The organism is Pseudomonas sp. MPB26 (assembly GCF_046605355.1).
Classification (GTDB): domain Bacteria; phylum Pseudomonadota; class Gammaproteobacteria; order Pseudomonadales; family Pseudomonadaceae; genus Aquipseudomonas; species Aquipseudomonas cedrina.
Window position 1 is genome coordinate 2,669,291 of sequence record NZ_CP176793.1, and the last position, 24,285, is coordinate 2,693,575.

Here is a 24,285-nt window from a genome sequence, read left to right on the forward strand (position 1 = left end):
ACAGGGATGCGCTACCATGGCCCTCCCTTTATTTGTTGCCTGCCAACCATGCACTGTCCCTTCTGCGGTGCCAACGACACCAAGGTCATTGACTCACGTCTGGTCGCCGAGGGCGATCAAGTACGTCGCCGGCGCGAATGCCTGGCCTCTGGCTGCGGTGAACGTTTCACCACCTTCGAAACCGCCGAGCTGGTGCTGCCACGTCTGATCAAGTCCGACGGCAGCCGCCAGCCTTTCGACGAAGACAAACTGCGCGCCGGTATGCAGCGCGCCCTGGAAAAACGCCCGGTGAGTGTCGAGCGGCTGGAGGCGGCGTTGGTGCATATCAAGCACAAGCTGCGTGCGACCGGCGAGCGCGAGGTCAAGAGCCTGGTGGTTGGAGAGCTGGTGATGGGCGAGCTGCAAAAGCTCGACGAAGTCGCCTACATCCGTTTCGCTTCGGTGTATCGACGCTTCCAGGACCTCAATGAGTTCCGCGAAGAGATCGACCGCCTGGCCCGTGAGCCGATCAAAGAATGAATCCACCTTCCATGACAGAGCTGGCTGTCCTCGACGCCCATTACATGGCCCGCGCCCTCGAGCTGGCGCGCAAGGGCCTGTACACCACCCATCCCAACCCACGGGTAGGTTGTGTGATTGTGCGCGATGGGCAGATCGTCGGCGAAGGCTGGCACGAGCGCACCGGCCAGCCCCATGCCGAGCCCAATGCCCTGCGCGCCGCAGGTGCCAAGGCCCGTGGTGCCACCGTGTACGTGACCCTTGAACCGTGCAGTCACCATGGGCATACGCCGCCCTGCGCCGATGCGTTGGTCACGGCCGGCGTCGCCCGCGTCGTGGCCGGCATGCAGGACCCGAACCCTGAAGTGGCCGGGCGCGGCATGCAGCGCCTGGCGCAAGCCGGGATCGAGGTGCGCAGCGGTGTGCTGGAAGCCCAAGCGCGGGCGCTTAACCCCGGTTTCCTCAAACGCATGGAACACGGCTTGCCTTTCGTGCGGGTCAAGTTGGCGATGAGCCTGGACGGTCGCACCGCAATGGCCAGCGGCGAAAGCCAGTGGATCACCGGCCCCGCCGCCCGCGCCGCCGTGCAGCGCCTGCGTGCCGAAGCCAGCGTGGTGCTGACCGGCGCCGACACGGTGCTGGCCGACGGTGCGCGCCTGACCGTGCGCGCCGCCGAGCTCGGCCTGGACGAAGCCACCACGGCCCTGGCCATGTCGCGCCCGCCGTTGCGCGTGCTGATCGACGGGCGTCTGCGCGTGCCGCTCAACGCGCCATTCTTCAAGGCCGGCCCGGCGCTGGTGATCACCTGCGTCACGCCGGAAAACCAGTTTCCCCGGGGGCCCGAGTGCCTGGTGGTGCCGGGCGTCGAGGGCCAGGTCGACCTGCGCTCGGCACTGGTCGCGCTGGCCGCCCGTGGCGTCAACGAAGTGTTGGTGGAAGCCGGCCCGAGCCTGGCGGGCGCATTTGCCCAACAAGGCCTGGTGGATGAATATGTGATTTTCATCGCAGGCAAGTTCCTCGGCTCCGCCGCCCGCCCTCTGCTGGACTGGCCGCTTGAGAAACTGGCCGACGCCCCCCAACTCAAGATCACTGAAATGCGCGCCGTGGGCGACGACTGGCGAGTCACTGCCATCCCGCTACCCGCAGCGAGCGTATAATTCCCGGCCTGCGCTTTGCGCGTCAGCCCCCGTTTTCAGGAGAACGAAATGTTCACCGGCATTATCGAATCCATCGGCAGCATCCGCGCCATGACCCCCAAAGGCGGCGACGTGCGCCTGCTGGTTGAAACCGGCAAGCTCGACCTGGGCGACGTCAAGCTGGGCGACAGCATCGCCGTCAGTGGCGTGTGCCTGACCGTCATCGAGTTGTCGGGCAACGGCTTTGCCGCCGATGTCAGCCGGGAAACCCTGGACTGCACCGCAATGAACGACCTCAAGGCCGGCAGCCCAGTGAACCTGGAAAAAGCTCTGACGCCGACTACACGGCTGGGCGGTCACCTGGTCAGCGGCCACGTCGACGGCGTCGGTGAAGTGGTTGCCCGCAGCGAAAACGCACGCGCCGTGGAATTTCGCATCCGTGCGCCGAAAGAACTGGCCAAGTACATTGCCCACAAAGGTTCGATCACCGTCGACGGCACCAGCCTGACCGTAAACGCCGTGAATGGCGCCGAATTCGAACTGACCATCATTCCCCACACCCTCAGCGAAACCATCATGGCCTCGTACCAGCCAGGTCGCCGGGTGAACCTGGAAGTCGACTTGCTTGCCCGTTACCTGGAGCGCCTGCTGTTGGGCGATAAGGCCGCAGAGCCTGCATCAGGGAACATCACTGAAAGTTTTCTAGCCGCCAACGGCTACCTCAAATCCTGACCAAGGGGGTGCCGCGTGGCGCTCAATAGCATCGAAGAACTGGTTGAAGACATCCGCCAAGGCAAGATGGTCATCCTCATGGATGACGAAGACCGCGAGAACGAAGGCGACATCATCATGGCCGCCGAGGCCTGCCAGGCCGAGCACATCAACTTCATGGCCAAGCACGCCCGTGGGCTGATCTGCATGCCCATGAGCCGCGAGCGCTGCGAGCTGCTCAAGCTGCCGTTGATGGCGCCGCGCAATGGTTCGGGCTTCGGCACCAAGTTCACCGTGTCCATCGAAGCCTCGACGGGTGTCACCACCGGGATCTCCGCCGCTGACCGCGCGCGCACCGTGCAGGCCGCCGCCGCGAAAGACGCCAAGGCCGAAGACATCGTCAGCCCCGGCCACATCTTCCCGCTGATGGCCCAACCGGGCGGCACCCTGGCCCGCGCCGGCCACACCGAAGCCGCCTGCGACCTGGCGCGCATGGCCGGGTTCGAGCCGAGCGGGGTGATCTGCGAAGTGATGAACGACGACGGCACCATGGCCCGTCGCGCCGAGCTCGAAGCCTTTGCCGCCGAACACGGCATCAAGATCGGCACCATCGCCGACCTGATCCACTACCGGATGATCCACGAACGTACCGTTCAGCGGATTGCCGAGCAGCCGCTGGACAGTGAACTGGGCCAATTCAACCTGGTGACCTACCGTGATTCGGTGGAAGGCGACGTGCACATGGCGCTGACCCTGGGCACCATCAGTGCCGACGTACCGACCCTGGTGCGCGTGCACAACATGGACCCGCTGCGCGACCTGCTGATGGTCAAGCAGCCGGGCCGTTGGAGCCTGCGCGCCGCGATGGCGGCGGTGTCCGAGGCGGGCAGTGGCGTGGTGCTGCTGTTGGGCAACCCGGTCGATGGCGATGTGCTGCTGGCGCATATCCGTGAAACCGCCGAGCAGACCCAGGTGAAGACACCGACCACCTACAGCATCGTCGGTGCCGGCTCGCAGATCCTGCGTGACTTGGGCGTGCGCAAAATGCGCCTGATGAGTGCGCCAATGAAATTTAATGCGATATCCGGTTTCGACCTGGAAGTAGTAGAATACGTGCCCTCCGAATAAAGGCCGGCGATTGTCGCCCTTGTTCGCGGTTCAAATATCACTAAGGGGCGCGTCTTACGCGCGTCCCGGCTCTTTAAGAGATTTGTCGAATGACCCTGAAGACCATCGAAGGTACCTTCATCGCCCCCAAAGGCCGCTACGCCTTGGTAGTTGGCCGCTTCAACAGTTTCGTGGTTGAAAGCCTGGTAAGCGGTGCCGTGGATGCCCTGGTTCGCCACGGTGTGAGCGAAAGCGATATCACCCTTATCCGTGCCCCTGGCGCCTTCGAAATTCCACTGGTTGCGCAAAAAGTTGCTCAACAGGGCGAATACGCGGCAATCATCGCCCTGGGCGCGGTCATTCGTGGCGGTACGCCGCATTTCGAATACGTGGCTGGCGAATGCACCAAGGGCCTGGCCCAGGTGTCCATGGAGTTCGGCGTGCCGGTCGCGTTTGGCGTACTGACCGTGGATTCCATCGAGCAAGCCATCGAGCGTTCCGGCACCAAGGCTGGTAACAAAGGCGCTGAAGCTGCCCTGTCCGCCCTGGAAATGGTCAGCCTGCTGTCGCAGCTGGAGGCCAAGTGATTTCCGACGAGAGCGACAACTTCAACCCGCGCGAACCACGCCCGGCGGACGCCGGCAAGCCATCCAAGAACGAGAAGCGCCGCGCGGCTCGTCAGTTGGCGACCCAGGCGTTGTATCAGCGTCAAATGGCGGGTACGTCGTTGAACGAAATCGAAGCACAGTTTCGTGTCGACAACGACTTTACCTTCGCTGACCTGCCTTACTTCCATGACATCCTGCACGGTGTGCATGCCAACCTGACCGAGATCGACACGGCGCTGGCGCCCTGCCTGGACCTGACCCTCGAAGAGCTGGACCCGGTCGAGCTGTGCGTGATGCGCCTGTCCACCTGGGAGCTGCTCAAGCGCGTCGACGTGCCGTATCGCGTGGTGATCAACGAAGGCATCGAACTGGCGAAAGTCTACGGTTCGACCGACGGCCACAAGTTCGTCAACGGCGTGCTCGACAAGCTGGCCCCGCGTCTGCGGGAAGCCGAAGTGAAGGCGTACAAGCGCTAATCCGCGCTTGACTCCCGAATGGGCGAGTTCGAGCTGATCCGCAAATATTTTGCCGCCGCGCCCTGTGCGCAAGGCGGCGAAGGCATTGCCCTGGGGATCGGCGACGACTGCGCCTTGCTGGCGCTCCCTGCCGGGGAGCAACTGGCAATTTCTACCGATACGCTGGTGGCCGGGGTGCATTTTGTCGACCCCTGCGACCCGTTCCTGCTCGGCCAGCGCTCGTTGGCCGTGGCGGTGAGCGACTTGGCCGCCATGGGCGCCCACCCGCTCGCGTTTACCCTTGCCCTTACCACGCCGACGGTCGATACCGATTGGCTGCAGCGCTATGCCATGGGTTTAAACCTTATGGCGCAGAGCTGCGGCGTCGGCCTGGTGGGCGGCGATACCACGCGCGGGCCGTTGAGCCTGACCCTCACAGTGTTCGGCCGTATACCGGCCGGGCAGGCGCTCAAGCGCAGCGGCGCACAACCGGGCGATCTGCTCTGTGTCGGTGGCGAGTTGGGCAATGCGGCCGGCGCCTTGCCGCTGGTATTGGGCCAGCGCTGCGCCGAAGCCGCCATCGCCGACCCGCTGCTGGCCCATTACTGGTCGCCGCAACCGCAATTGGCCCTGGGCCTGGCGCTGCGCGGCAGGGCCACAGCGGCCATGGATATCTCCGACGGGCTGCTGGCCGATTGCGGGCATATCGCCAAGGCGTCGCAGGTCAGCCTGCTGATCGAACACCGCAAGCTGCCGTTGTCAAAAGCCTTGCTGGCCTTTGTCGGTGATGACGCCGCGCGCGTGGCCGCATTGAGCGGTGGCGACGATTACGTGCTGGCCTTCACCTTGCCGGCTGCACAATTGCCGGCGTTGCTGGCCGAGGGCTGGCCAATCCACGTGGTCGGCCGCGTGCAGGTGGGGCAGGGCGTGACGTTACTGGATGCCAACGGCCAGGACATCACCCCGGCGGTACGGGGCTACCAGCACTTTTAGCGATGCGCCCGGACGCGGCTTGCATAGAACCGAAGCGAACACCAATCGAACCGATTGATCTTTATCAGCGATCATTCAGCTTAAGCGTCTGTAGGAACCTGCTGTTACAATGGCCGCCTTTGTAAAAACTGAAATCAGGAGCACACGGTGCCCGTCGTTTTCGTCGCCGCTTCCAAGCTGCCTACCCCTTTTGCCACGTTCACCATGCACGGCTTTCTCGAAGAAGGCACCGGGCGTGAACATGTTGTGCTCAGCCTCGGCGATATCGCTGACGGCGCGCCGGTGCTGGGGCGGGTGCACTCCGAGTGCCTGACCGGCGACGCGCTGTTCAGCCAGCGTTGCGACTGCGGTTCGCAACTGGAAGCCGCCATGCGTGCCATCGCCCGCGAAGGCCGTGGCGTGCTGCTGTACTTGCGCCAGGAAGGCCGTGGCATTGGCCTGATGAACAAGATCCGCGCCTACGAGCTGCAGGATGGCGGCGCCGATACCGTCGAGGCCAACGAGCGCCTGGGCTTTGCCGCCGACCAGCGTGACTACGCGATCTGCCTGCCGATGCTCGAGCATCTGGGCGTCAAGTCCCTGCGTTTGATGACCAACAACCCGCGCAAGGTCAAAGCCTTGACCGAGATGGGCATCACCGTGGCCGAGCGCGTGCCGTTGCACACCGGGCACAATCCGCACAACAAACTCTACCTGGCCACCAAGGCCAGCAAGCTCGACCACATGATGGGCAACGAGCACCAGGGCGAGGTCGACCGCGCGTGACCCGTGGCCAGGTGAAACGGCGACTGTCCTTCAGTTGGTGGCAATACCTGGCGCTGGCGCTGCTGCCATTGTTCGTGATCAACCTGGTATTTGGTCGCGGCGAATCACTGCTGCCGGTGCTGGCCATGCCGTTCTTCATTGCCGGCGTGGCCTCGATGTTTCTCAGCCTGCGCTACTTCAACGGCTATAAACACGCGTTGATCGCCACCTCCAAAGCCCTCGATACACCCGAAGAACCGGCCGCCTGGATCACCCTGGCGGCGCGTCGGCGCACGGCCTTGCTGGTGGCCGGCATCCCCGCCTGGATCGGTGCGCTGGCGGTGTTCGTCGGCCTGGAAGCGGTGCCGCTGTTTCTCCTGGCGCTGTCGACCACGGTGCTGTTTTACCTCTATCGCATCCCGCGTCAGCTGGGATGATGCGTCGCTGGCTGGCGCTCCTGCTGCTGGCATTGAGCGCCCAGGCATTGGCGGCCGAGCGGGTCGTCAGCCTGGCGCCGTCCCTCTCTGAAATTGTGGTTGAACTGGACGCTGCCGACTTGCTGGTGGGCCTGCTCGACGGCGGCGATCGCCCGCCCGCCCTGGCGCAAGTGCCGTCGGTGGGGCGTTACGGCCAATTGGACATGGAGCGCCTGCTCAGCCTCCAACCCGACCTGATCCTGCTGTGGCCCGGCAGTGTGGGCCCGGCGCAGCGTGAGCAATTGCAGCGCCTGAACATTGCGGTGTATATCGCCGAGCCCCACGACCTTGAACAACTCGCTACCCAGGTCCAGGCCATCGCCGGGCAGTTGGGCCGCGCTGAAGCCGGTCGTCAGCTCGCCACGCAGTTGCGCCAACGCCTGGCCGAGCTGCGCCGGCGCTATCAGCGTGCCGAGCCGTTGCGGGTGTTCTACCAGGTGTGGAACACGCCGCTGTATACGGTAGGTGGTGGGCAGATCATCAGCGATGCGTTGCGTGTGTGCGGCGCGCGCAATGTATTCGATGACCTCAAGTTGCCGGCGCCGCAGGTGAGTATCGAAGCAGTGTTGCAGCGTGATCCCGAGATGATTCTGGTAGGCGACCAGGCGCAGAAGGAGGCCTGGAACGTCTGGCCGACGATGGCTGCGCGGGTAAGGGTCGTGCCGGACAAAGGCCTGGAGCGGCCGAGCGGGCAGATGTTGGAGGCGGTGGCGCGGTTGTGTCAGGTGATTGCTCCGAACCTGTGACACCGCTTTCGCAGGCAAGCCAGCTCCCACCTTTTGAATGTGGTCGCCAATCAAATGTGGGAGCGGGCTTGCCCGCGAAGAGGCCAGCACAGGCGACCCTTAAATTTCCGGTGTCCAGGTCACTCCCATCATCCACACTCGACCTTCTTCCCTGTAATCCTGATTATTCAGGAACGCCGGATCGTCATAGCTGTAACGCGCCCGCGCATAAGTCTTGCCCAGCAAGTTATCGACCTTCAACGACAACGCCACTTCCCGACTGAGCGCCCAGCTGCTGCGCAACCCCAGCAACGCATACCCGCCCAGTCGGTGGGTATTGTCTTCATCGTCATAGCTGCCGCTGATCGCCTGCCAGCTTGCGCCCACCCCCAGCTTGTCGAACTGCCGGTCCAGATCCAGGCTCAGCGTACGCCGTGCCCGACGGGCCAGGGTGTGGCCGCTGTCGCGGTCGCGTGGGTCGATGAGCGACAGTCCCAGGTTGCCTTGCCAGCCAAACAGCTCCTGCTTGAGCGCGGCTTCGAAGCCGTTGATGCGCGCGGTCGCCACGTTCTGCGGCTTGCCGGCGCGGTCGAGGATGATCGCGTCGCTCAAATCGGTGCGGTACAGCGAGGCTTCCAGGCGTGTGCTGTCGCTCAACTGGCTACGCCATTGCAGCTCGTAGCTCTTCGAGGTTTCAGGCTGCAGGTTGGGGTTGCTGTACTGGGTGTCGGGGTAATACAGGTCGTTGAAGGTCGGCGCGCGGAAGCCTTCGCTGTAACTCAGCAGCAGGTCATTGTCCGGGTTGAGCGGCAAGGTGACGGTGCCGCTCCAGCTGTTCTGGCCGCCGAACTGCTGGTTCTGGTCGCGGCGCAGCCCAAGCTCCGTGGAAAACCCGTCGCCGTGGAAGCGATGCTGCACAAACGCCGCGCGGTTCCAGCGACTGTTTTCGGTAAAGGTCGTGGAGCCGTGGAAGCGGTCTTCGTACCAGTCGCCGCCGAGGATCAGGCTGTTCCGCTCGTTCAGCGTCAGCTCGTTCTGCCAGTTGACCGAGTCGCGGTAGGTGTTGAACACGCTGAAGTCATCGCTGAGGGTGTCGCGCTTGGTATCGCGGTTCTCACTGTGGCCCAACTCAAGGCGCGATTGCCAGCGCTCGTTGAACCTGGCATCGACATAACCGCTGGCGCTGCTGACGGTGTAGTCGGTGTAAGGCTTTTGCCCGACGGTTTGCCCGACGGTTTGCCCGCTGGCGACGTCATAGCGGCCGAAGCTGTTGTCGTACTCTGACTTGCCACGGCTATCCAACAGGTTGAAGCCCACCTCCAGCCCATCGGTGAAAGCGTGGCTGAGGTTCACGCTCAGGGACTGGTTGCGATAGGCGTCATGGTCGCCATCGCTGGGGAATGAGGTGTGCGTCGAGTTAATGCCTGCGGTTTCATCCAGACTGACGCCAAGGTTGAAGCGCGTGTGTTCATCGCCACCGGAGAGGCCGAGGCTGCGCTCCCAGGCCTGGTGGCTGCCAAAGCCCAGTTTCAGGCGCGGTTGCAGGCCTGGCTCGGCATTGCGGCGGGTGAAGACCTGGATCACCCCGCCAATTGCATCGCTGCCGTAGATCACCGAGCGTGAGCCGCGCAGTACTTCCACCCGTTCAATCTGGTCGACGTTCAGGTATTGCAGGCCGCTGTCGCCGGAGGTGGTGTTGGCGATGCGTTGACCGTCCACCAGCACCAGGCTCTGGGCGGATTTAGTGCCACGGATATAGATCCCCGGCAGGCTTCCTCGGCCACCGGTTGGTGCCACTTGCACGCCGGGAGCGCGGCTGAGCAGATCGGTGAGGCTGGTGGGTTGCAGGCGGTCAATGTCGTCGCGTGTGAACACGCTGTTGGCGGCGCTGCTGTCGTTGCGTGCCTGGACCTGGCGGTTGGCGCTGATGACTACGTCGGGGAGTTTGAGGGCGTCGTCGCGATTATCTGCGCGCAGGTCCGGGGAAGTCAGCAGCAGCAAGGGCAGGGCCAGGCGAAGGCGATTCATGGGCTGTCCATAGCTTTCAAGGTTGACACAAAACCAATGTGGGAGCGGGCTTGCTCGCGAATGCGGTGTATCAGTCAATGCATAGTTAACTGAACCACCGCATTCGCGAGCAAGCCCGCTCCCACATTTTGATCGGGTTTCTACAGGGCGAGCAGTGTCATGCGTTGACGTACAGCTGCCTCAATCCCGGCCTCATCCAGCCCGCATTCAGCCAGCATCTGCGCCGGCTTGGCGTGTTCGACGTACTTATCCGGCAAGCCCAGGTGCAGCACCGACTTGAGGATATTCTCCCGCGCCAGGAACTCGCTGACGGCCGCACCGGCACCGCCCATGATGGCGTTTTCTTCGACGGTCACCAGCAACTCATGGCTGCCGGCGATTTCGCGAACCAAGGCTTCATCCATGGGTTTGACGAAACGCATGTCGACCACGGTCGCATCGATCTTCTCGGCCACCTTCAGCGCTTCGGCCAGTTGCACGCCAAACACCAGAAACGCGGTCTTGCTGCCTTGGCGACGCACAACACCCTTGCCGATCTCGATAGGCTCCAGGTCCTTCTCGATCAGCGCATTCGGGCCATTGCCGCGCGGATAACGCACGGCCGCCGGGCCTTTGTACAGGTGGCCGGTGCTGAGCATCTTGCGCAGTTCGTTTTCATCGCTCGGCGTCATCACCAACATGCCGGGGATGCAGCGCAGGTAAGAGAGATCAAAGCTGCCGGCGTGGGTCGGGCCGTCTTCGCCCACCAGGCCCGCGCGGTCGATGGCGAACAGCACGTCGAGGTTCTGCACCGCCACGTCATGCACCAGCTGGTCGTAACCGCGTTGCAGGAACGTCGAATAGATCGCCACCACCGGTTTGGCGCCTTCACAGGCCATGCCGGCCGCAAACGTGACGGCGTGTTGCTCGGCAATCGCCACGTCAAAGTAGCGCAGCGGGAAACGCTCGCTGAACGCCACCAGGTCGGAGCCTTCCTTCATCGCCGGGGTAATGCCTACCAGGCGCGAATCGGCGGCGGCCATGTCGCACAGCCATTCGCCGAACACGCCGGAATACTTCGGCCCGCTGGCTTGTTTCGGCGTGGCGGCCGGAGCCGGGGCGTCCAGGGGATCGAGCTTGGTAATCGCGTGGTAGCCAATCGGGTCGACTTCTGCTGGGGCAAAACCCTTGCCTTTCTTGGTGACGATATGCAGGAATTGCGGGCCCTTGAGGTCACGCATGTTGCGCAGCGTGGCGATCAGGGTGGGCAGGTCGTGACCGTCGATCGGGCCGATGTAATTCCAGCCCAGCTCTTCGAACAGGGTGCCGGGAACCAGCATGCCCTTGGCGTATTCTTCGGTACGACGGGCAATTTCCCACGCGCCGGGCAGGCGCGAGAGCACCTTCTTGCTGCCTTCGCGCATGCTGGCATAGGTACGGCTGGAAAGAATCTTTGCCAGATAATTCGACAAGCCGCCGACGTTGCGCGAAATCGACATGTCGTTGTCGTTGAGGATCACCAACATGTTGGCGTCCACTTCCGGCGCATGGTTCAGCGCTTCGAAGGCCATGCCGGCGGTCAGCGCACCGTCGCCAATCACGGCAATCGCCTTGCGCTCGCTGCCTTGCAGGCGGGCGGCAATCGCCATGCCCAGCGCGGCGCTGATGGAGGTGCTGGAGTGGCCGACGCCAAAGGTGTCGTACTCGCTCTCGGCGCGGCGCGGGAAGGCGGCAATGCCGTCCTTCTGGCGCAGCGTGCCCATTTGCTCGCGGCGCCCGGTGAGGATTTTATGCGGGTACGCCTGGTGGCCCACGTCCCACACCAGCCGGTCGTCCGGGGTGTCGAACACGTAATGCAGGGCGATGGTCAGCTCGATGACGCCCAAGCCGGCACCAAAATGCCCACCGGTCTGGCCGACCGTGTAGAGCAATTCCAGGCGCAACTCATCGGCCAGGGTTTCCAGCTCGGCTTCAGCCAGTCGACGCAGGCCGGCCGGCGTGACAGCACGGTCAAGCAGGGGCGTGGACGGGCGCTTGCGGGGAATCTCTTGAAACGTCGTGGGCATCAGGCGAATCGTTATAGGTATAGAAGAGGCCGCAGTTTACCTCAAGCATCGCAAACTGCGCACGCCGAGCGCCGAACTTGACGGATAGGTGGCCTTAATGGCCGCTGTTATCAGTGTCGGCGTTCGACGATATACCGCGCCAGGTCACGCAATGGCGCGGCTGCCGCGTCGAAAAGTCGCAGGGCGTCCAGGGCCTGATCGCGCAGCTCAATGGCATACGCCTTGGCCGCGGCAAGCCCGAGCAGCGCAGGATAAGTCGGTTTGTCCCGTGCGATATCGGCGCCTTGGCGTTTACCCAGGGTCGCGGTGTCACTTTCTACGTCGAGAATGTCGTCCTGCACCTGGAACGCCAGGCCGATGGCCCGTGAATAAGCCTGCAACGCGGCCAATTGCGCCGCTTCGGCACGGCCACTGGCCAAGGCGCCCAGGTGCACGGCCGCTTCGATCAGTGCGCCGGTCTTGTGCCGGTGCATGTGTTCCAGGGCCTGTTGATCCAGCTTGAGGCTGACCGAACCCATGTCGATGGCTTGCCCGCCGACCATGCCCGCCGGGCCTGCGGCCAATGCCAAGGCGGTGACCATGCGCAAGCGGATCTCGGCGTTGACGCTGTTCAAGCGCGGGTCCAGCAAGGCGCTGAACGCCAGGCTCTGCAGGCCATCACCGGCCAGGATCGCGTAGGCTTCATCAAAAGCTTTATGGGTGGTCGGCTGGCCACGACGTAGATCGTCGTCGTCCATCGCCGGCAAGTCGTCGTGTACCAGGGAATAGGCGTGAATCAGCTCTACCGCGCACGCCGCGCCATTCGCTTCTTCGGCTGGCGCGCCCAGCGCTTCACACGCCGCATACGCCAGCAACGGGCGTACACGCTTGCCGCCGTTCATCACGCTGTAGCGCATGGCGTCGTAAAGGCGCTGCATTTGCGGGCTTGGCGCAACAAACAAGGGTTCCAGCGCCGCATTCACCCGGGCTTGGCTACTGGCCTGATACGCGTCGATCATTCGGGTTGTTCCGCATCGAAAGGTTCTTCGGCCAACTCCCCATCACGTTCCAGCAACACCTGCACCTTCTGCTCCGCCTGCGCGAGCGCGCTCTGGCAGTCACGGGTCAGGCCGATGCCTTGCTCAAACGCGGTCAGCGAGTCCTCCAGTGACAACTCGCCGTTCTCCAGACGCTCGACCAGGGTTTGCAGGTCGGCGAGGGATTGTTCGAAATCGAGTGCAACTTTTTTGCGGACCATGGCGGCTATTCCGGTAGACGGTAAACCCGCGCGACACTAGCAGACATGCGGATTCTGGGCAAATGAGCGGGGGCATTACTCACGCGCTGTATTGACCTTATAACGCGTGTAACGCGTGCTGCGGCCGCCGCCGCGCAAGCGCATAAGGCGGTTCTTTTCCAGCATGTCGTCCAGGTGACGCGTCGCGGTGGCCTTGGACACCTTTGCTACCGTTTGATACTGCGCGGCGCTGATGTCATGTCCAAAGTCCTTGTCCCTGCCGTCTAGCAGACGATTGAGCACATTCATCTCAATGGGTCGAGCTTCGGTTGGGGTGGTCGATTGGGGAACTGCCTTGGTGTGAGCCGATTAAGCAGGGTATTCGGCTCATTCTGTGAGCCGATTGCGTATGCTATCCGGCTCATCGCCTATGAGTATTTTTCGCTCATGCTTAGGTATTCAAGGACGAAGGTCGGATTACCCTGTGCCCAGAACTTACTGCTCTATGCAGGATACGGTTCCTGTGTCCGCTAGAGCACTAGAGTATTTGTAATACGTTAAAAGTAGAAAAAAAGGCCTGTACGGTTTTTGATCGCAAGGGTGTTCAGGTTGATCAGCTTTTTCATTGTTAAGGAGTTCCCAGGCGTCAGATGGTCTTTGAGTATCGCTAAGCTTTTGTTGAGCTCATCAATGTTGTCGATTGCTTCGTCTTCGTAGTTATCAATCATTTTTCCAAGCGTATTGTTTATAGCTTCCAGTGCGCCTGATTCAAGAAACTGCTCGTACTCATCGTCGGTGAGGGTGACGCTTTCGAGTAAGGAGTCCGGGCAGTCGTTTATGTCTAATAAATTCATGGCCTCCAACGTAAGAGGTGTACAAATTATTTTCATTTTTTGTAATCTCCTTTGTTGAAATGGGTAGCTTCATTGTATTCGCTTTTCGTTCTGCCTATTTGCTTTCCAGAATGAGATATTTTGTTATTAGTGACTATGCCTTCAAGACTTAAATAGCGTCGTTTACCTGGCAGTGATGGATCATAGATCCTGAAGTAGGCTCCATTGAGGTCCTCTACAATTTCAATGCCGTTGGTAGGGTTTTTGTATATCTTCTTGCCCTTATCTGTCGTCGTCACGATTGGGTTAGCGCTGGCAAATTTGATTACGTTTTCATCCAGGCTGGCTGTTTTCCAGTTTGAGGAATATTTTGCTGCTCGCTGAGCTCCTCCAGTTTTTGGTAGTTCAGCTTCTCCTTCATTAACTTTTGGCGATTTGGCCGGATCCTTGGCAATCGCCTCTGGTTTACACCCGTCTCCGCCAGGGCAAGAGTTCAAACCTAGGGGATCCACCCACCCGGTCGGGTTGGGCACGTACTGGTACGAATTGATCCCACCCGCCAACTTCACCGGATCCGGCGTCAGGTAGCGACCAATGTCCGGATTGTAGTAGCGATGGCGGTTGTAGTGCAGGCCGCTTTCCTGATCGAAGTACTGTCCTTGGAAGCGCAGCGGGTTGTCGATTTTATTGACGTCCAGGCGGGTGATTTCGCCGTAGGCGCGGTACTGCGCGGACCAGACGATTTCGCCATCCGGTGCGGTGAGTTCCTGTGGCGTGCCCAAGTGGTCGAGCTGGTAGTAGTAGGGCTTGGTTTCTTCTGGACCGAAACCTTGCAGCAGGGCCAGCGGACGGAAGCTGTCCGGTTCGTAGAGGTAACTGCGGTGCCGCTCCGCATGGTGTTCGGCGATGAGTTTGTCGCCTTGCCAGAAGAACTCGGTGGTGATTCCGTCGACGGTTTTGCTGATGCGGCGACCAAACGGGTCGTAGCGGTAGCTGGCGGTTTTTCCGTTGGGTTGGGTGAGGTTGATCAGCCGATGCTGGCAGTCGTAGCGGTATTCGGTGACGAGTGGAGGGGCTTTGCCGCGTCGTTCGCGGATGAGGTTGCCGAAGGCATCGTAGTCGTAATGGCGGTCGCCCTGGATCAGCAGGCGGTTGCCGGCGACGATGTCGGGGCCGGGGCGGTCTTGCATGAACAGGTTGCCGGCCGGGTCGTGGGCGAAGCGTTCCTGTTCGCCGTAGGAGTGGTCGGCGCGGGTTAGGTGGTTGAGTGGGTCGTAGTGGTAATGGTTTTCGCCTTTGCGGGTGTCGTTGAGCCGGGTGAGGTTGCCGGATTTGTCGTAGTCGTAGTGGCGTTGGTAGAAGTAGTTGTGCTGTTGAGTGACGGCGTGGGTGTGGAGGCGCTGTTGATCGTCGTAGTGATAGTGGCTGAGGAGCAGGCCTTGTTGGCGTTGGTGTTCCTGGCCGCATTTGAACCGGTGTGAGGTGAGGGTTTCACCGTTCAGTTCGACGGTGGCGAGGTGGCCGCCTTTGCTGTGGTTGAAGGCGAGGCGGTTGTTGTCCGGCAGGCGCAGGTTCTTTAATTGGCCGCAGGCGTCGTAGCCGTAGCGCAAGGTGCCCCAGCCTTGGTGTTCGGCGGTGAGGCGGTTTTGTGGGTCGTATTCGTAGGCTAAAAACCAATGGCCGTCGTCGACGCTGAGGAGATTGCCTCGGCGGTCGTAGGCGTAATCGATGATGTTGCCGTCGGGCAGGGTTTTTCGTACGAGTCTCCCGGCGTGATCGCGGTCGTAACGGGTGATTAGCTGACTGCCGTCGTCGCCGTGTTCGGTTTTTTCCTGCAGGTTGCCGTTGAGGTCGTAGGCATAGGCGGTGCGCTGGCCGTCAAAGCCGATTTCCTGCTGGATCAGGCCGTTGTTGTGGTAATCGAGTCGGTAGGTTTCGCTGGCTTCGTTTTCGATTTCGGTCAGCAGTAGCCGGGCGTTGTCGTAGCGGTAGTTGACCTGGGTGCCGTCGGCGTTGATGCGGCGGCTGATCAGGTGCAGGCCGTCAGCGTATTCGTAGCGGGTGACGTGGCCCAGTTCGTCGCGTTCGGAGGTGATTTTGCCGTAAGCGTTTTAGCTGTATTCCCGCGTGGCACCACCGGGCTGAGTCAGTTTCAGCAAACGGCCTGCGGCATCCCACTGATACTGCGTCAGCGCGCCGAGCTCATTCTCTTGGGTGATTTTTCGCCCGAGGTCGTCATAGCGATAGCGTTTGGTCCCGCCGTTTGGCAATTGCTCTTCCAGCAACTGACCACGCGCATTCCACACCAAGCGATGACAGCTGTGATCAGGGTACCAAACGCCAATCAGTTGGCCGTGTTTGTTGTAGGTGTAGTAGGTGCAATTGCCTTCAGGATCGGTCTTGCGCGTTAAGTCGCCCTGATCATTACGCTCATATTTCCAGACCGCTTCACCACGCCGCACCACCCGCACGAAACCGTTGTCGTGCTCGTAGGAAGTCGGTTCGTCATCCCCTGGAAACAACGCAACCAAACGCCCGGCTTCGTCGTACTGATACGCCGTGATCGCACCGAGCGGGTCCTGCTCAACCGTCAGCCGACCTTTGTCGTCGTAGGATTTGAAGTGTTGGGCGCCATCCGGATCGATGCGTTGCACCAAGCGCGCCCGATCATCATGGACATAGACTTCCTGACTGCCATCGGCGTTATGAACGACAACGCTGCCGTCATCGCCCCAGACATACCGCGTGTCCATCTGCGAAAAACTCGCCCAATGCCGGACACACCGCGCCGCCTTGCCAGTCCGTTCCCACTCCCAATAGAAGCTCGCCCCACCGGCCAACCCACGCTCAAGAATGACGTGCTGCTCGTCGTACCGATAAACCTCGCTTTCGCCTACCGCATTGGTCGCCGAAACCAGCCGTCCAAGGTCGTCATAGGCGTAGGAAACAATGTTCTGCTCGGTAGTCCAGACAAAAGGACCGTCGTCCTCGGCGCGTTGAATCTGGTAATCCACCGCCACAATGCGGCCCGACGCATAGCGCAAAAACAACGACCGCCCGACACCGTTATCAACCCGCTCAATGCGCCCCAAAAAGTCCCGGGAAATGCGCAACCGGTTGTCATACGCATCGCTGATCGCCGTCAGTACACCGTCGCGGAAGTGGTAGAACCGTGACGCCTGGGCCAGCACCAACTCATCCGGCAAAGAACCCAAATAAATCGCCGCTTCGGCAAGGCTATTGGTAATCGCCGGCCGAGCAATAGTCGGCAAGGGCAGGATGGTCGACCGGTTCTCATGATCGACCCACACCACCGAATCACCGGAAACACTCAGCCGATGCGATAAAGAATGACTCCAGCCAAACCCCAACCCGCCATCCACTTCCACGGCACTGGTGCGGTACAACCGTGTCCACTCGAACGGCAAAACCCCGTCCAGCACACCATCGGTCAGCGTCAGCAATTCCTCCCCGGTGACCATCGACACCGGGCAACCATTGGTGACGGTCTTGTCCGAAGCCACCGCCGCATCCCCGGCCGGATTCTTAGCAACAGCAGGCACGTCATCCACATGCTCTGTCTGCTTCAGCACCGCGTTCTGCCGCGCCTTCCAGCGCATCTGCAGCGTGCCTTGCTTCAGCCCGCCAACCACCCCGCGCACCGCGACCGCCTTGTAGCGATCCACTGCCTGCATGAACTGCGTCAGTATCCCTAAAAGACCCTTAACAAAGCCCACCGCAGCCTCAAGAGTCCGCGCGCCATACTTGACCAGCCGCAAACTCAAATACGCCACACCCGCCGCTGGCAAGGCGATGGTCAGCACCGCGCCAATTACCAGATCAATCAGCACCGACACAAAAAAACCGGCGGCCACCTCGGCGATCTCACTGGGCGGCAACGCGTCCAACCAGATCATCGCCGTGCGCACCATCAGGAACAGCGCCGCTTCATCACTGGCCAGCAACATCGCCTGTTCCATGACCTTGGGCGTATCAATCGCTATCCGCGCCAACTGGGCGGCCTGATCACCCAATTGCTCGACGAATTTCAACGGGTCTTCAAGAATCGCCTGCACCAGCTTGATGCTGTCCCACACATCGCGAATCGCGGCCCAACTGCCTGCCAGCACGCCGCTGCCAATCGCACTCGCGGTGGACTGCTCCCAATGCGGTTTGAAACCTGCCCATTGCTTGCGCAGCCACTGCTCAAGGTCTGAAGTCAGCCCGGTGTAGGAGGCGAACAGCGCGTCCACCTGCTCCTCGGAAACTGAACCCTGCACCCGCACCTGATAGCGTCCGCCCGCCGCGCAGTAGTGCGAGCCTTTGCCCTGTTCATCCAGCATGATCAGGGTGGAACTGCCGTCATCCAGTCCGATCACCTCAGCCGGGATATTGCCGATCGGCACGTCATATACCGACTCGAACAGGCTCTCGATCTTCAGCTCGCCGCCCACCGGGCACTGGGCCACGGTGGCAAATTCAGAGTCGGAAATACTCACGGAACGCTGCGAATCTCCCACCCGCAACACCCGGTCCATCCCAGCAATGACGGCATGTCCATCGCATGGCTCACTGAATCCAGCGCACGGGAATACCAGGCGTTCATCTGCTGGCGATAAACCTTCAGGCTCTGATGAAAGCCATTGAGCTCAAATTCGATAAGGGCAATGTGGGCAACGTGGGTCATCCGTGACGTCTCGACGAGGGGCAAGGCGTCGGAGCATGCCGCAGCGAAAAGCTACTGGATGAACGGTTGGGAAAATCAGAATGGGCTTACGAAAGGGCTGCAAAAGTAAGCGCCAACTCTCGCTGAAGAGCTACTTCAAATAGCGACCATACTGATTGACGAGCATTTGCCCCGATATTCTGATCCGCCAGGCCGAACAGGGGGGCGTGTACCAAGGTAAATGAGCGCCTCGCTCAGGATTTACGTGCAGCCTTCCCCAAAATGAAAGGGGTTTCGCCACGTAATCTCAAGTACATGCGTGCTTTTGCGCAGGCCTGGCCTTATGCGGAATTTGTGCAAGAGGTGCTTGCACAGTTGCCCTGGTATGAGCGAGAACTGGCAAAATAACGACGAAAGCCTGCTTCTAAGGGCAGGCTTGTCGTACGGCTTTGCTTACTTACTTCTGATGAGCCGTCAGCGCGGCATACCCATTCATCAGGTTGCGATAGTTAGGAATCCGCTGCGACAGCAAATTCCCCAGCCCTTCAATATCGTTGCGCCAGTCGCGATGCAGCTCACACGCCACCGAAAACCAGTTCATCAGCTGCGCACCCGCTTGCGTCATCCGGCTCCACGCCGCCTGCTGCACCGTGGTATTGAACGTGCCCGATGCATCGGTCACCACAAACACCTCAAACCCTTCCGCCAGTGCCGACAAGGTCGGGAACGCGACGCACACATCCGTGACCACACCGGCAATGATGATCTGCTTGCGGCCGGTGGCCTTGATTGCCTTGACGAAGTCTTCGTTGTCCCACGCATTGATCTGGCCAGGGCGGGCGATGTACGGCGCGTCTGGGAACATCTCTTTGAGCTCTGGAACCAGCGGGCCGTTGGGGCCTTGTTCGAAGCTGGTGGTGAGGATGGTCGGCAAGTTGAAGAACTTGGCCAGGTCGGCCAGGGCCAGCACATTGTTCTTGAACTCGTTGGGCGAGAAGTCCTGCACCAGGGAAATCAGGCCGGTTTGGTGGTCGACCAGCAAGACTACGGCGTCGTCTTTGTTGAGGCGGTTGTAGGTTGCAGTGCTCATGGTTGAATCCTTTTTTGTTTAGGTTGGTTGGGCGTTGCGTTCAACATGGGCACAGATTAATGGGTGGACGCTGGGTGATAAATCGGCTGAAAGGCGTCTTACTGTCAACTTAAAAGGGACGATTGGATTTGGCGGTTTGTGCAGCAGCCTGTTGCACAACTCTAGGTAGCGAGTGATTTGCTGTCTGGTTTGGGCCCTGATCTTGAGTGGCCAGCAGGGCCTCTCCCTTTCATTTGCAGGACGTTTCCGAGAGAATCTCAACCGCATTGCGCCAGTGGGGTTGGGTGACTAGGCTGCGGATTGTCACTGCACATTCAGTGATCGGGTTTAGTCGCCCGGATTCGATTGGCGCATAAGCAACTCATGAGTCAGGCACCCCTTCGCCTGCATCTTATGGTGGCTGTGCGCAGGGCACCTTCGGGTGCGCCGGGTTTCCAATCGACCGGTCGACTAACCTGCGTACAGCTGCCGCCTTTTGTTTAGTCGCGTGAAGTGGCAGCTCCAAATTATCGATTGGAGGTTTGCTATGGATAACGTTTTTTCAAATTCGCCGTCATCGGCTGTGACCAAGCCGTTTGCTGTCAATGAGGAACTGAGCTTCGAGGATGCTTGGGTGCGTGTGGCGGAGCTGCCTGCAGTGTGCGGTGGCGACGTCGCAGATGCTCGGGGAGCCGCTGGGTGCGCCGCAGAGGGCGGTAATGCACTTGGTGGAGATGGCGAAGATGGTGGCGGATCGGGCTGTGGAGTGTATGCAGCCTAGCTAACACCCTCAGACGCGGGAAGGGCTACAAGCAGCCCGCTTTTGGTCATTCAATTGTCCAACAGCTTTTGGAAATTGAATTGGATTTTTTACAGGTATTAAAAAGCCGGCTTGTGGCCGGCTTCTCGGGGACTGGTTCAGTCTATTTTTGGTAAACCTCACCAGCCTTCAAATCGCTCAGCCCACATCACGTCAGGCTGAAATAGTAGGGGCATCCGCGGGAACTCCTCCGCATCGCCGAGCAGGGTGAATAGCTTCAAGCCACCCCCTGCCAAATGTGCGGCGCATAATACCCACATCCATCTCAGTTGCCCACCTCCGGATCCGATTTAGAGCCTTCCCAGCCCAACAGGTGATCATCCAGCGGCACCGGTGGCCTGCGGTTGTTCAGCGTGGACCACCAGAACACCCAGCCCAGAATCTGGAAGTTCTGCTCAAAGCGTTGTTCGTACGTAAGGTATTCATCCGGATGTTCGCCAGCATTGTGGCTACGCATACGCAAGCCACCTCCGGGTCGGTTGTAGAGGTATTTGATGCGCAGCATGCCGTCGTGTTCTACGGCGTAGATTTCGCCGTCGATGATTTGGGTGCGGCCTCGGTCCACGGCGAGGGTGGCGCCTTGTTGGATGATGTCGATCATGCTGTTGTCGACCATGTAGGCGCCCAGGGCGCGGTCGGGGTTTACGTTGAGGGTTTCGAAGGTGTGCAGGGAGATGCGGATGCGTTCGGTTGAGGTGAATGAGGGGTGGAGGTCGATCTCCACGTCAATTTTTTCTGGAGAACAGGCGGGGCCTGTGAGGTATTTGCCGCTTCCTTCGCGCAGTGTGGGCAGTCCTTTTCGGGTGTCCGGGCCTTCCAGCAGGAAGTTGGCCGGTGGGTGTTTGGGGCCTTCGCCGGTGCGCAGCCAACGGCTGGAGACGCAGAGCAATTCTGCGATCTCGTTGAGTCGGCCCATGGGTACACCGCGCTTGAACCAGTTGTTCACGTGTTGAGGCGTGACACCACGGTTCTTGGCGAAGTCGGAGGCGGAAAGATGAACTTCCCGCAGTAACGCTTTTAAACGATCACCTGATGTATTCATAAACGCAGAGTTTACTGGCGGGATTTACAGATCAAATAAACCATGCGTTGAGTTGCGCGTGTAGGCTTTTGCTTAGTTGTAGCTTGATACTTCAGATTCACGTGCTAGTTAAACGGTGTTTATAAAGTATTGAACTAGGTGTTTAAATTTTCCCACAAAAAAGCCCCGAATGATCGGGGCTTTTTCAATTGCGAGTGCAATGAGGAGCGGGTATCAGCCTTTGTAGGCGGCGACCGACTTCATGATCTCGGCGCGGGCGGCTTCTGCGTCGCCCCAACCGTCGATCTTCACCCATTTGCCTTTTTCGAGGTCTTTGTAGTTCTCGAAGAAGTGCTTGATCTGTTCCAGCAGCAGGGGCGGCAGGTCAGTGTATTCCTTCACGTCCACGTACAACTGGGACAGCTTGTCGTGGGGGACCGCGATAACCTTGGCGTCGCCGCCGCCGTCGTCTGTCATGTGCAGGATGCCGACCGGGCGGGCGCGGATGACCGAGCCTGGGGTGACGGGGTAAGGGGTTACCACCAGCACGTCGAGGGGGTCGCCGTCGTCAGCCAGGGTGTTGGGGATAAAACCGTAGTTGGCCGGGTAGAACATAGGGGTCGCCATGAAACGGTCAACGAACAGGCAGTCGCTGTCTTTGTCGATTTCGTATTTGATCGGCGCGTGGTTGGCCGGAATCTCGATGGCGACGTAGATGTCGTTCGGCAGGTCTTTGCCAGCCGGAATCTTGCTGTAGCTCATTGGGCGTTGCCCCCGTTAGTTGGCCATATGACATGGCCGGATTGGCCTAAAAGTGGCGGCGATTATAGGCATATTCTGACGCCGATGCCATGCGCCAGACGTCGTACGGTCATTCGCCTTGTGGCTGATAGCGCGGGTCGCTGGCTTGCAGTTGGGCGAGGCGGGCCAGTGGATCCTGGCGATAAAAGCGGCTGAGTTGGGCGTACACCTGTGGATAACTGTTGGCCAGCAGATCTGGGGCGCTGAAAAAATATTCGGTGGTAACGGCGAAGAATTCCGCCGGGTTTTGCGCGGCGTAGGGGTCGATCTCGGTGTCGGCGTGCGGGTTGGCGTCCAGTTGGCGATTGAGGTCGTCGTAGGCGCTTTGCATCACGCTGGCCCATTCCTGCACGCGCATGTCGTTGTGCAGCGGTGGCAGGCCGTTGGCGTCGCCGTTGAGCATGTCGAGCTTGTGCGCCAGTTCGTGGATGACCAGGTTGTAGCCTTCCCAGTTGCCACTGGCCAGTACGCCGGGCCAGGCCAGGATTACCGGGCCCTGTTGCCAGGCTTCGCCGCTGTGTTCGCCGTCCCATTCGTGTTCGATACCGCTGCTGTCGCGATGCCGCTGGGGGCTGACGAAGTCGTCGGGGTACAGCACGATTTCGTGGAAGCCCTGGTACCAGTCAAGGTCGCCCAGATGCATCAGCGGCAGTTGCGCCTGGGCGGCGAGCAGCAGGCGTTGTTCCTGGTGCAGTTCGACGCCGGGCAGGGCGGTGAGGTGTTTGTCGGCGAGGAACAGCACGCAGGCTTCGCGCAGCCATTGGTCCTGCTCGGGGCTGATGCCGTCGAGAAAAGTCAGGTGCTGGCGCACCCGCTGCCACGTGTCATCGGCAATCGGGTGCTTGGCCAGCAAGCGCTGGCGACGCCAGGCGCTGAGGGACCACATCGCAGGTTACTGCTGCTTGGCTTCGGAGGACGCACGGCCGAAGCGGCTGCGGAACACGCCAATGATCATCGGCACCAGCGACAGCAGGATGATGAACACCACCAGCAGCGACAGGTTTTTCTTGATGAACGGCACGTTGCCGAAGAAGTAGCCCAAGGTCACCAGGCCACCGACCCAGAGGACGGTGCCGAGCACGCTGAAACCGAAGAAGCGCGGGTAGGGCATTTTCGCGATGCCGGCTACGAACGGCGCAAAAGTGCGCAGGATCGGCAGGAAGCGCGCCAGGGTCACGGTTTTGCCGCCGTGCTTGTCGTAGAACTCGTGGGTTTTTTGCAGGTAGTCGCGGCGGAAGATCTTCGAGTTCGGGTTGTTGAACAAGCGTTCGCCCACCGTTCGCCCGATCACGTAGTTGGTGCTGTCGCCGAGGATAGCCGCGAGCATCAACAGGCCGCCGAGCAGGACCGGGTCCATGCCGCCACCTGCCGCCACGGCGCCGGCGATAAACAGCAATGAATCACCCGGCAGGAACGGCATGACCACCAGGCCGGTTTCGCAAAAAATGACCAGGAACAGAATGGCGTAGATCCACGGACCGTAATTGGTTACCAGCAGGTCGAGGTAGACATCGAGATGCAGGATAAGGTCGAGCGGGTTGAAATCCATGGATGGCACCTGTGTGAATGGCCCGGCTCAGCAGGCCTTGTGCGGAAGCTCGGGTAATAAGGCTACAAGTGTATGCCGCATTTCTTACAACCCTGAAAGGTCCGCATTATACGGATTGAGAGGTGAAAAGCGTGTTGGTTTTGTAGCGGGGGATGTCTCGGTTCTCTTGGCACACGCGGTTTAAATGTGGGAGCGGGCTTGCTCGCGAAAGCGGTGCTTCAGTCAGACAATTTATAACTGACCCACCGCTTTCGCGAGCAAGCCCGCTCCCACAGGGGGAGTTGTGGTGTATGGGCTAGTGCGGTCAGTCTTCGCTGATGGGCAACGTGTAATTCTTGAATTCGGTGTCCTCGCGAAACCCGATCGACTCATACGTCTTCTGCGCCACTTCGTTATCGCTGCTGGTCGACACCCGCAGCCGCACCGCGTGGGTCTCCTTGGCCATCTTCTTGGCCGTGCGCATCAGGTTGTCCGCTACCAACTGGCGTCGCGCATCTTCGGCGACATAGATGTCGTTAAGAATCCACACACGCTTGAGCGACAACGACGAAAAGCTCGGATACAACTGGCAAAACCCCAGCAGCCGTTTGTCGTCATCATCCGCCAGCGCCAGGTAGATCACCGATTCCTTGCGGCGCAGGCGTTTTTCCAGAAAGGCCCGCGACGAATCCGGGAAGGGAAGGGCCCCGTAGAACTCGCGGTATTTGACGAACAACGGGGTCAGCAGGTCCAAGTGTTCCAGGGTCGCTTGAGTAATCCGCATGCCAGGCCTCAACTTCCAAAT

The 24,285-nt window shown here is 60.4% G+C and carries 21 protein-coding genes and 4 pseudogenes; 12 read left to right on the plus strand and 13 right to left on the minus strand.

Features of this window, described 5'->3' with window-relative positions; all coding sequences use genetic code 11:
* Window positions 1-48: 48 nt before the first annotated feature.
* The 10 genes from nrdR (at window position 49) to ACLH0H_RS12385 (ending at window position 7,474) form a co-directional block, all read left to right on the plus strand.
* Window positions 49-519, plus strand: a complete 471-nt coding sequence (nrdR, locus tag ACLH0H_RS12340; protein WP_076952627.1) for a transcriptional regulator NrdR — start codon at window positions 49-51, stop codon at window positions 517-519.
* On the plus strand, window positions 516-1,655 hold the full coding sequence (gene ribD, locus ACLH0H_RS12345) for a bifunctional diaminohydroxyphosphoribosylaminopyrimidine deaminase/5-amino-6-(5-phosphoribosylamino)uracil reductase RibD (protein ID WP_307388789.1): 1,140 nt from the start codon (window positions 516-518) through the stop codon (window positions 1,653-1,655). Before nrdR ends, ribD begins: the two co-directional genes overlap by 4 nt.
* A 48-nt stretch (window positions 1,656-1,703) precedes the next feature.
* A complete protein-coding gene (locus ACLH0H_RS12350) occupies window positions 1,704-2,366 on the plus strand; it encodes a riboflavin synthase (RefSeq protein ID WP_411382172.1) in 663 nt (220 codons plus the stop codon).
* A 15-nt stretch (window positions 2,367-2,381) separates the two neighbouring features.
* On the plus strand, window positions 2,382-3,473 hold the full coding sequence (ribBA, locus tag ACLH0H_RS12355) for a bifunctional 3,4-dihydroxy-2-butanone-4-phosphate synthase/GTP cyclohydrolase II (protein ID WP_411382173.1): 1,092 nt from the start codon (window positions 2,382-2,384) through the stop codon (window positions 3,471-3,473).
* An 89-nt stretch (window positions 3,474-3,562) separates the two neighbouring features.
* On the plus strand, window positions 3,563-4,039 hold the full coding sequence (ribE, locus tag ACLH0H_RS12360) for a 6,7-dimethyl-8-ribityllumazine synthase (protein WP_003194576.1): 477 nt from the start codon (window positions 3,563-3,565) through the stop codon (window positions 4,037-4,039).
* Entirely contained in the window at window positions 4,036-4,536 is a 501-nt protein-coding gene (gene nusB / locus ACLH0H_RS12365) for a transcription antitermination factor NusB (RefSeq protein WP_076952631.1), read from the plus strand. Before ribE ends, nusB begins: the two co-directional genes overlap by 4 nt.
* 18 nt (window positions 4,537-4,554) lie before the next feature.
* On the plus strand, window positions 4,555-5,508 hold the full coding sequence (thiL, locus tag ACLH0H_RS12370) for a thiamine-phosphate kinase (RefSeq protein WP_411382174.1): 954 nt from the start codon (window positions 4,555-4,557) through the stop codon (window positions 5,506-5,508).
* Window positions 5,509-5,655: 147 nt separating this feature from the next.
* Complete coding sequence (gene ribA / locus ACLH0H_RS12375; protein WP_411382175.1) at window positions 5,656-6,273, plus strand: GTP cyclohydrolase II; 618 nt, start codon at window positions 5,656-5,658, stop codon at window positions 6,271-6,273.
* Window positions 6,270-6,689: a nuclear fragile X mental retardation-interacting protein 1 gene (locus ACLH0H_RS12380; protein ID WP_186693993.1), complete on the plus strand. Its 420-nt coding sequence runs from the start codon at window positions 6,270-6,272 to the stop codon at window positions 6,687-6,689. Before ribA ends, ACLH0H_RS12380 begins: the two co-directional genes overlap by 4 nt.
* Window positions 6,686-7,474, plus strand: coding sequence for a cobalamin-binding protein (locus ACLH0H_RS12385; RefSeq protein WP_411382176.1), 789 nt, complete (start codon window positions 6,686-6,688; stop codon window positions 7,472-7,474). Before ACLH0H_RS12380 ends, ACLH0H_RS12385 begins: the two co-directional genes overlap by 4 nt.
* 99 nt (window positions 7,475-7,573) lie before the next feature.
* On the opposite strand, the gene ACLH0H_RS12390 is transcribed toward ACLH0H_RS12385, so the two are convergent.
* The 7 genes and pseudogenes from ACLH0H_RS12390 to ACLH0H_RS12420 all read right to left on the minus strand — a co-directional run bounded on the left by ACLH0H_RS12390 (window position 7,574) and on the right by ACLH0H_RS12420 (window position 18,262).
* Window positions 7,574-9,481: a TonB-dependent receptor domain-containing protein gene (locus ACLH0H_RS12390; RefSeq protein WP_411382177.1), complete on the minus strand. Its 1,908-nt coding sequence runs from the start codon at window positions 9,479-9,481 to the stop codon at window positions 7,574-7,576.
* A gap of 140 nt (window positions 9,482-9,621) precedes the next feature.
* Window positions 9,622-11,526 (minus strand): 1-deoxy-D-xylulose-5-phosphate synthase, encoded by a 1,905-nt coding sequence (gene dxs, locus ACLH0H_RS12395; protein WP_411382178.1) that lies wholly within the window; start codon window positions 11,524-11,526, stop codon window positions 9,622-9,624.
* Window positions 11,527-11,636: 110 nt separating this feature from the next.
* Window positions 11,637-12,524 carry a polyprenyl synthetase family protein gene (locus ACLH0H_RS12400; RefSeq protein ID WP_411382179.1) on the minus strand — a complete coding sequence of 296 codons (888 nt, stop codon included), beginning with the start codon at window positions 12,522-12,524 and terminating at the stop codon, window positions 11,637-11,639.
* Entirely contained in the window at window positions 12,521-12,763 is a 243-nt protein-coding gene (locus ACLH0H_RS12405) for an exodeoxyribonuclease VII small subunit (protein WP_411382180.1), read from the minus strand. The genes ACLH0H_RS12400 and ACLH0H_RS12405 overlap by 4 nt, the downstream gene beginning before the upstream one ends.
* A gap of 75 nt (window positions 12,764-12,838) precedes the next feature.
* Window positions 12,839-13,054 (minus strand): annotated as a pseudogene (locus ACLH0H_RS12410) (DUF4172 domain-containing protein); the annotation flags it as partial.
* Window positions 13,055-13,299: 245 nt separating this feature from the next.
* A complete protein-coding gene (locus ACLH0H_RS12415; protein ID WP_411382181.1) occupies window positions 13,300-13,596 on the minus strand; it encodes a hypothetical protein in 297 nt (98 codons plus the stop codon).
* Between the two features lie 32 nt (window positions 13,597-13,628).
* Window positions 13,629-18,262 (minus strand): annotated as a pseudogene (locus ACLH0H_RS12420) (RHS repeat-associated core domain-containing protein).
* 173 nt (window positions 18,263-18,435) lie between these two features.
* Here ACLH0H_RS12420 and ACLH0H_RS12425 point away from each other — a divergent pair.
* Window positions 18,436-18,625 (plus strand): annotated as a pseudogene (locus ACLH0H_RS12425) (DUF1016 N-terminal domain-containing protein); the annotation flags it as partial.
* 73 nt (window positions 18,626-18,698) lie between these two features.
* On the opposite strand, the gene ycaC reads toward ACLH0H_RS12425, so the two are convergent.
* Window positions 18,699-19,331 carry an isochorismate family cysteine hydrolase YcaC gene (ycaC, locus tag ACLH0H_RS12430; protein WP_093514305.1) on the minus strand — a complete coding sequence of 211 codons (633 nt, stop codon included), beginning with the start codon at window positions 19,329-19,331 and terminating at the stop codon, window positions 18,699-18,701.
* 526 nt (window positions 19,332-19,857) lie between these two features.
* Between ycaC and ACLH0H_RS12435 the strand changes: the two are divergent.
* A pseudogene (locus ACLH0H_RS12435) lies at window positions 19,858-20,095 on the plus strand (hypothetical protein).
* 300 nt (window positions 20,096-20,395) lie between these two features.
* On the opposite strand, the gene ACLH0H_RS12440 reads toward ACLH0H_RS12435, so the two are convergent.
* The 5 genes from ACLH0H_RS12440 to ACLH0H_RS12460 all read right to left on the minus strand — a co-directional run bounded on the left by ACLH0H_RS12440 (window position 20,396) and on the right by ACLH0H_RS12460 (window position 24,264).
* Window positions 20,396-21,172, minus strand: coding sequence for a helix-turn-helix transcriptional regulator (locus ACLH0H_RS12440; RefSeq protein ID WP_076952642.1), 777 nt, complete (start codon window positions 21,170-21,172; stop codon window positions 20,396-20,398).
* A 213-nt stretch (window positions 21,173-21,385) separates the two neighbouring features.
* Window positions 21,386-21,913 carry an inorganic diphosphatase gene (gene ppa / locus ACLH0H_RS12445; protein WP_076952643.1) on the minus strand — a complete coding sequence of 176 codons (528 nt, stop codon included), beginning with the start codon at window positions 21,911-21,913 and terminating at the stop codon, window positions 21,386-21,388.
* A 109-nt stretch (window positions 21,914-22,022) separates the two neighbouring features.
* Window positions 22,023-22,838, minus strand: coding sequence for a zinc-dependent peptidase (locus ACLH0H_RS12450; RefSeq protein WP_411382182.1), 816 nt, complete (start codon window positions 22,836-22,838; stop codon window positions 22,023-22,025).
* A gap of 6 nt (window positions 22,839-22,844) precedes the next feature.
* Entirely contained in the window at window positions 22,845-23,501 is a 657-nt protein-coding gene (locus ACLH0H_RS12455; protein WP_076952645.1) for a DedA family protein, read from the minus strand.
* 304 nt (window positions 23,502-23,805) lie between these two features.
* Window positions 23,806-24,264 (minus strand): GNAT family N-acetyltransferase, encoded by a 459-nt coding sequence (locus ACLH0H_RS12460; protein ID WP_411382183.1) that lies wholly within the window; start codon window positions 24,262-24,264, stop codon window positions 23,806-23,808.
* Window positions 24,265-24,285: the final 21 nt, after the last annotated feature.

Excerpts from the sequence above, each read along its gene's own strand:
- ppa (WP_076952643.1), bottom strand. The coding sequence starts at position 21,913 with ATGAGCTACAGCAAGATTCCGGCTGGCAAAGACCTGCCGAACGACATC.
- ribE (WP_003194576.1), top strand. The coding sequence starts at position 3,563 with ATGACCCTGAAGACCATCGAAGGTACCTTCATCGCCCCCAAAGGCCGC.
- ribD (WP_307388789.1), top strand. The coding sequence starts at position 516 with ATGAATCCACCTTCCATGACAGAGCTGGCTGTCCTCGACGCCCATTAC.
- dxs (WP_411382178.1), bottom strand. The coding sequence starts at position 11,526 with ATGCCCACGACGTTTCAAGAGATTCCCCGCAAGCGCCCGTCCACGCCC.
- ACLH0H_RS12405 (WP_411382180.1), bottom strand. The coding sequence starts at position 12,763 with ATGGTCCGCAAAAAAGTTGCACTCGATTTCGAACAATCCCTCGCCGAC.
- ACLH0H_RS12440 (WP_076952642.1), bottom strand. The coding sequence starts at position 21,172 with ATGAATACATCAGGTGATCGTTTAAAAGCGTTACTGCGGGAAGTTCAT.
- ycaC (WP_093514305.1), bottom strand. The coding sequence starts at position 19,331 with ATGAGCACTGCAACCTACAACCGCCTCAACAAAGACGACGCCGTAGTC.
- ACLH0H_RS12415 (WP_411382181.1), bottom strand. The coding sequence starts at position 13,596 with ATGAATTTATTAGACATAAACGACTGCCCGGACTCCTTACTCGAAAGC.
- nrdR (WP_076952627.1), top strand. The coding sequence starts at position 49 with ATGCACTGTCCCTTCTGCGGTGCCAACGACACCAAGGTCATTGACTCA.
- ACLH0H_RS12455 (WP_076952645.1), bottom strand. The coding sequence starts at position 23,501 with ATGGATTTCAACCCGCTCGACCTTATCCTGCATCTCGATGTCTACCTC.
- ACLH0H_RS12460 (WP_411382183.1), bottom strand. The coding sequence starts at position 24,264 with ATGCGGATTACTCAAGCGACCCTGGAACACTTGGACCTGCTGACCCCG.
- ACLH0H_RS12450 (WP_411382182.1), bottom strand. The coding sequence starts at position 22,838 with ATGTGGTCCCTCAGCGCCTGGCGTCGCCAGCGCTTGCTGGCCAAGCAC.
- thiL (WP_411382174.1), top strand. The coding sequence starts at position 4,555 with ATGGGCGAGTTCGAGCTGATCCGCAAATATTTTGCCGCCGCGCCCTGT.
- ACLH0H_RS12400 (WP_411382179.1), bottom strand. The coding sequence starts at position 12,524 with ATGATCGACGCGTATCAGGCCAGTAGCCAAGCCCGGGTGAATGCGGCG.
- ACLH0H_RS12390 (WP_411382177.1), bottom strand. The coding sequence starts at position 9,481 with ATGAATCGCCTTCGCCTGGCCCTGCCCTTGCTGCTGCTGACTTCCCCG.
- ACLH0H_RS12350 (WP_411382172.1), top strand. The coding sequence starts at position 1,704 with ATGTTCACCGGCATTATCGAATCCATCGGCAGCATCCGCGCCATGACC.
- ACLH0H_RS12385 (WP_411382176.1), top strand. The coding sequence starts at position 6,686 with ATGATGCGTCGCTGGCTGGCGCTCCTGCTGCTGGCATTGAGCGCCCAG.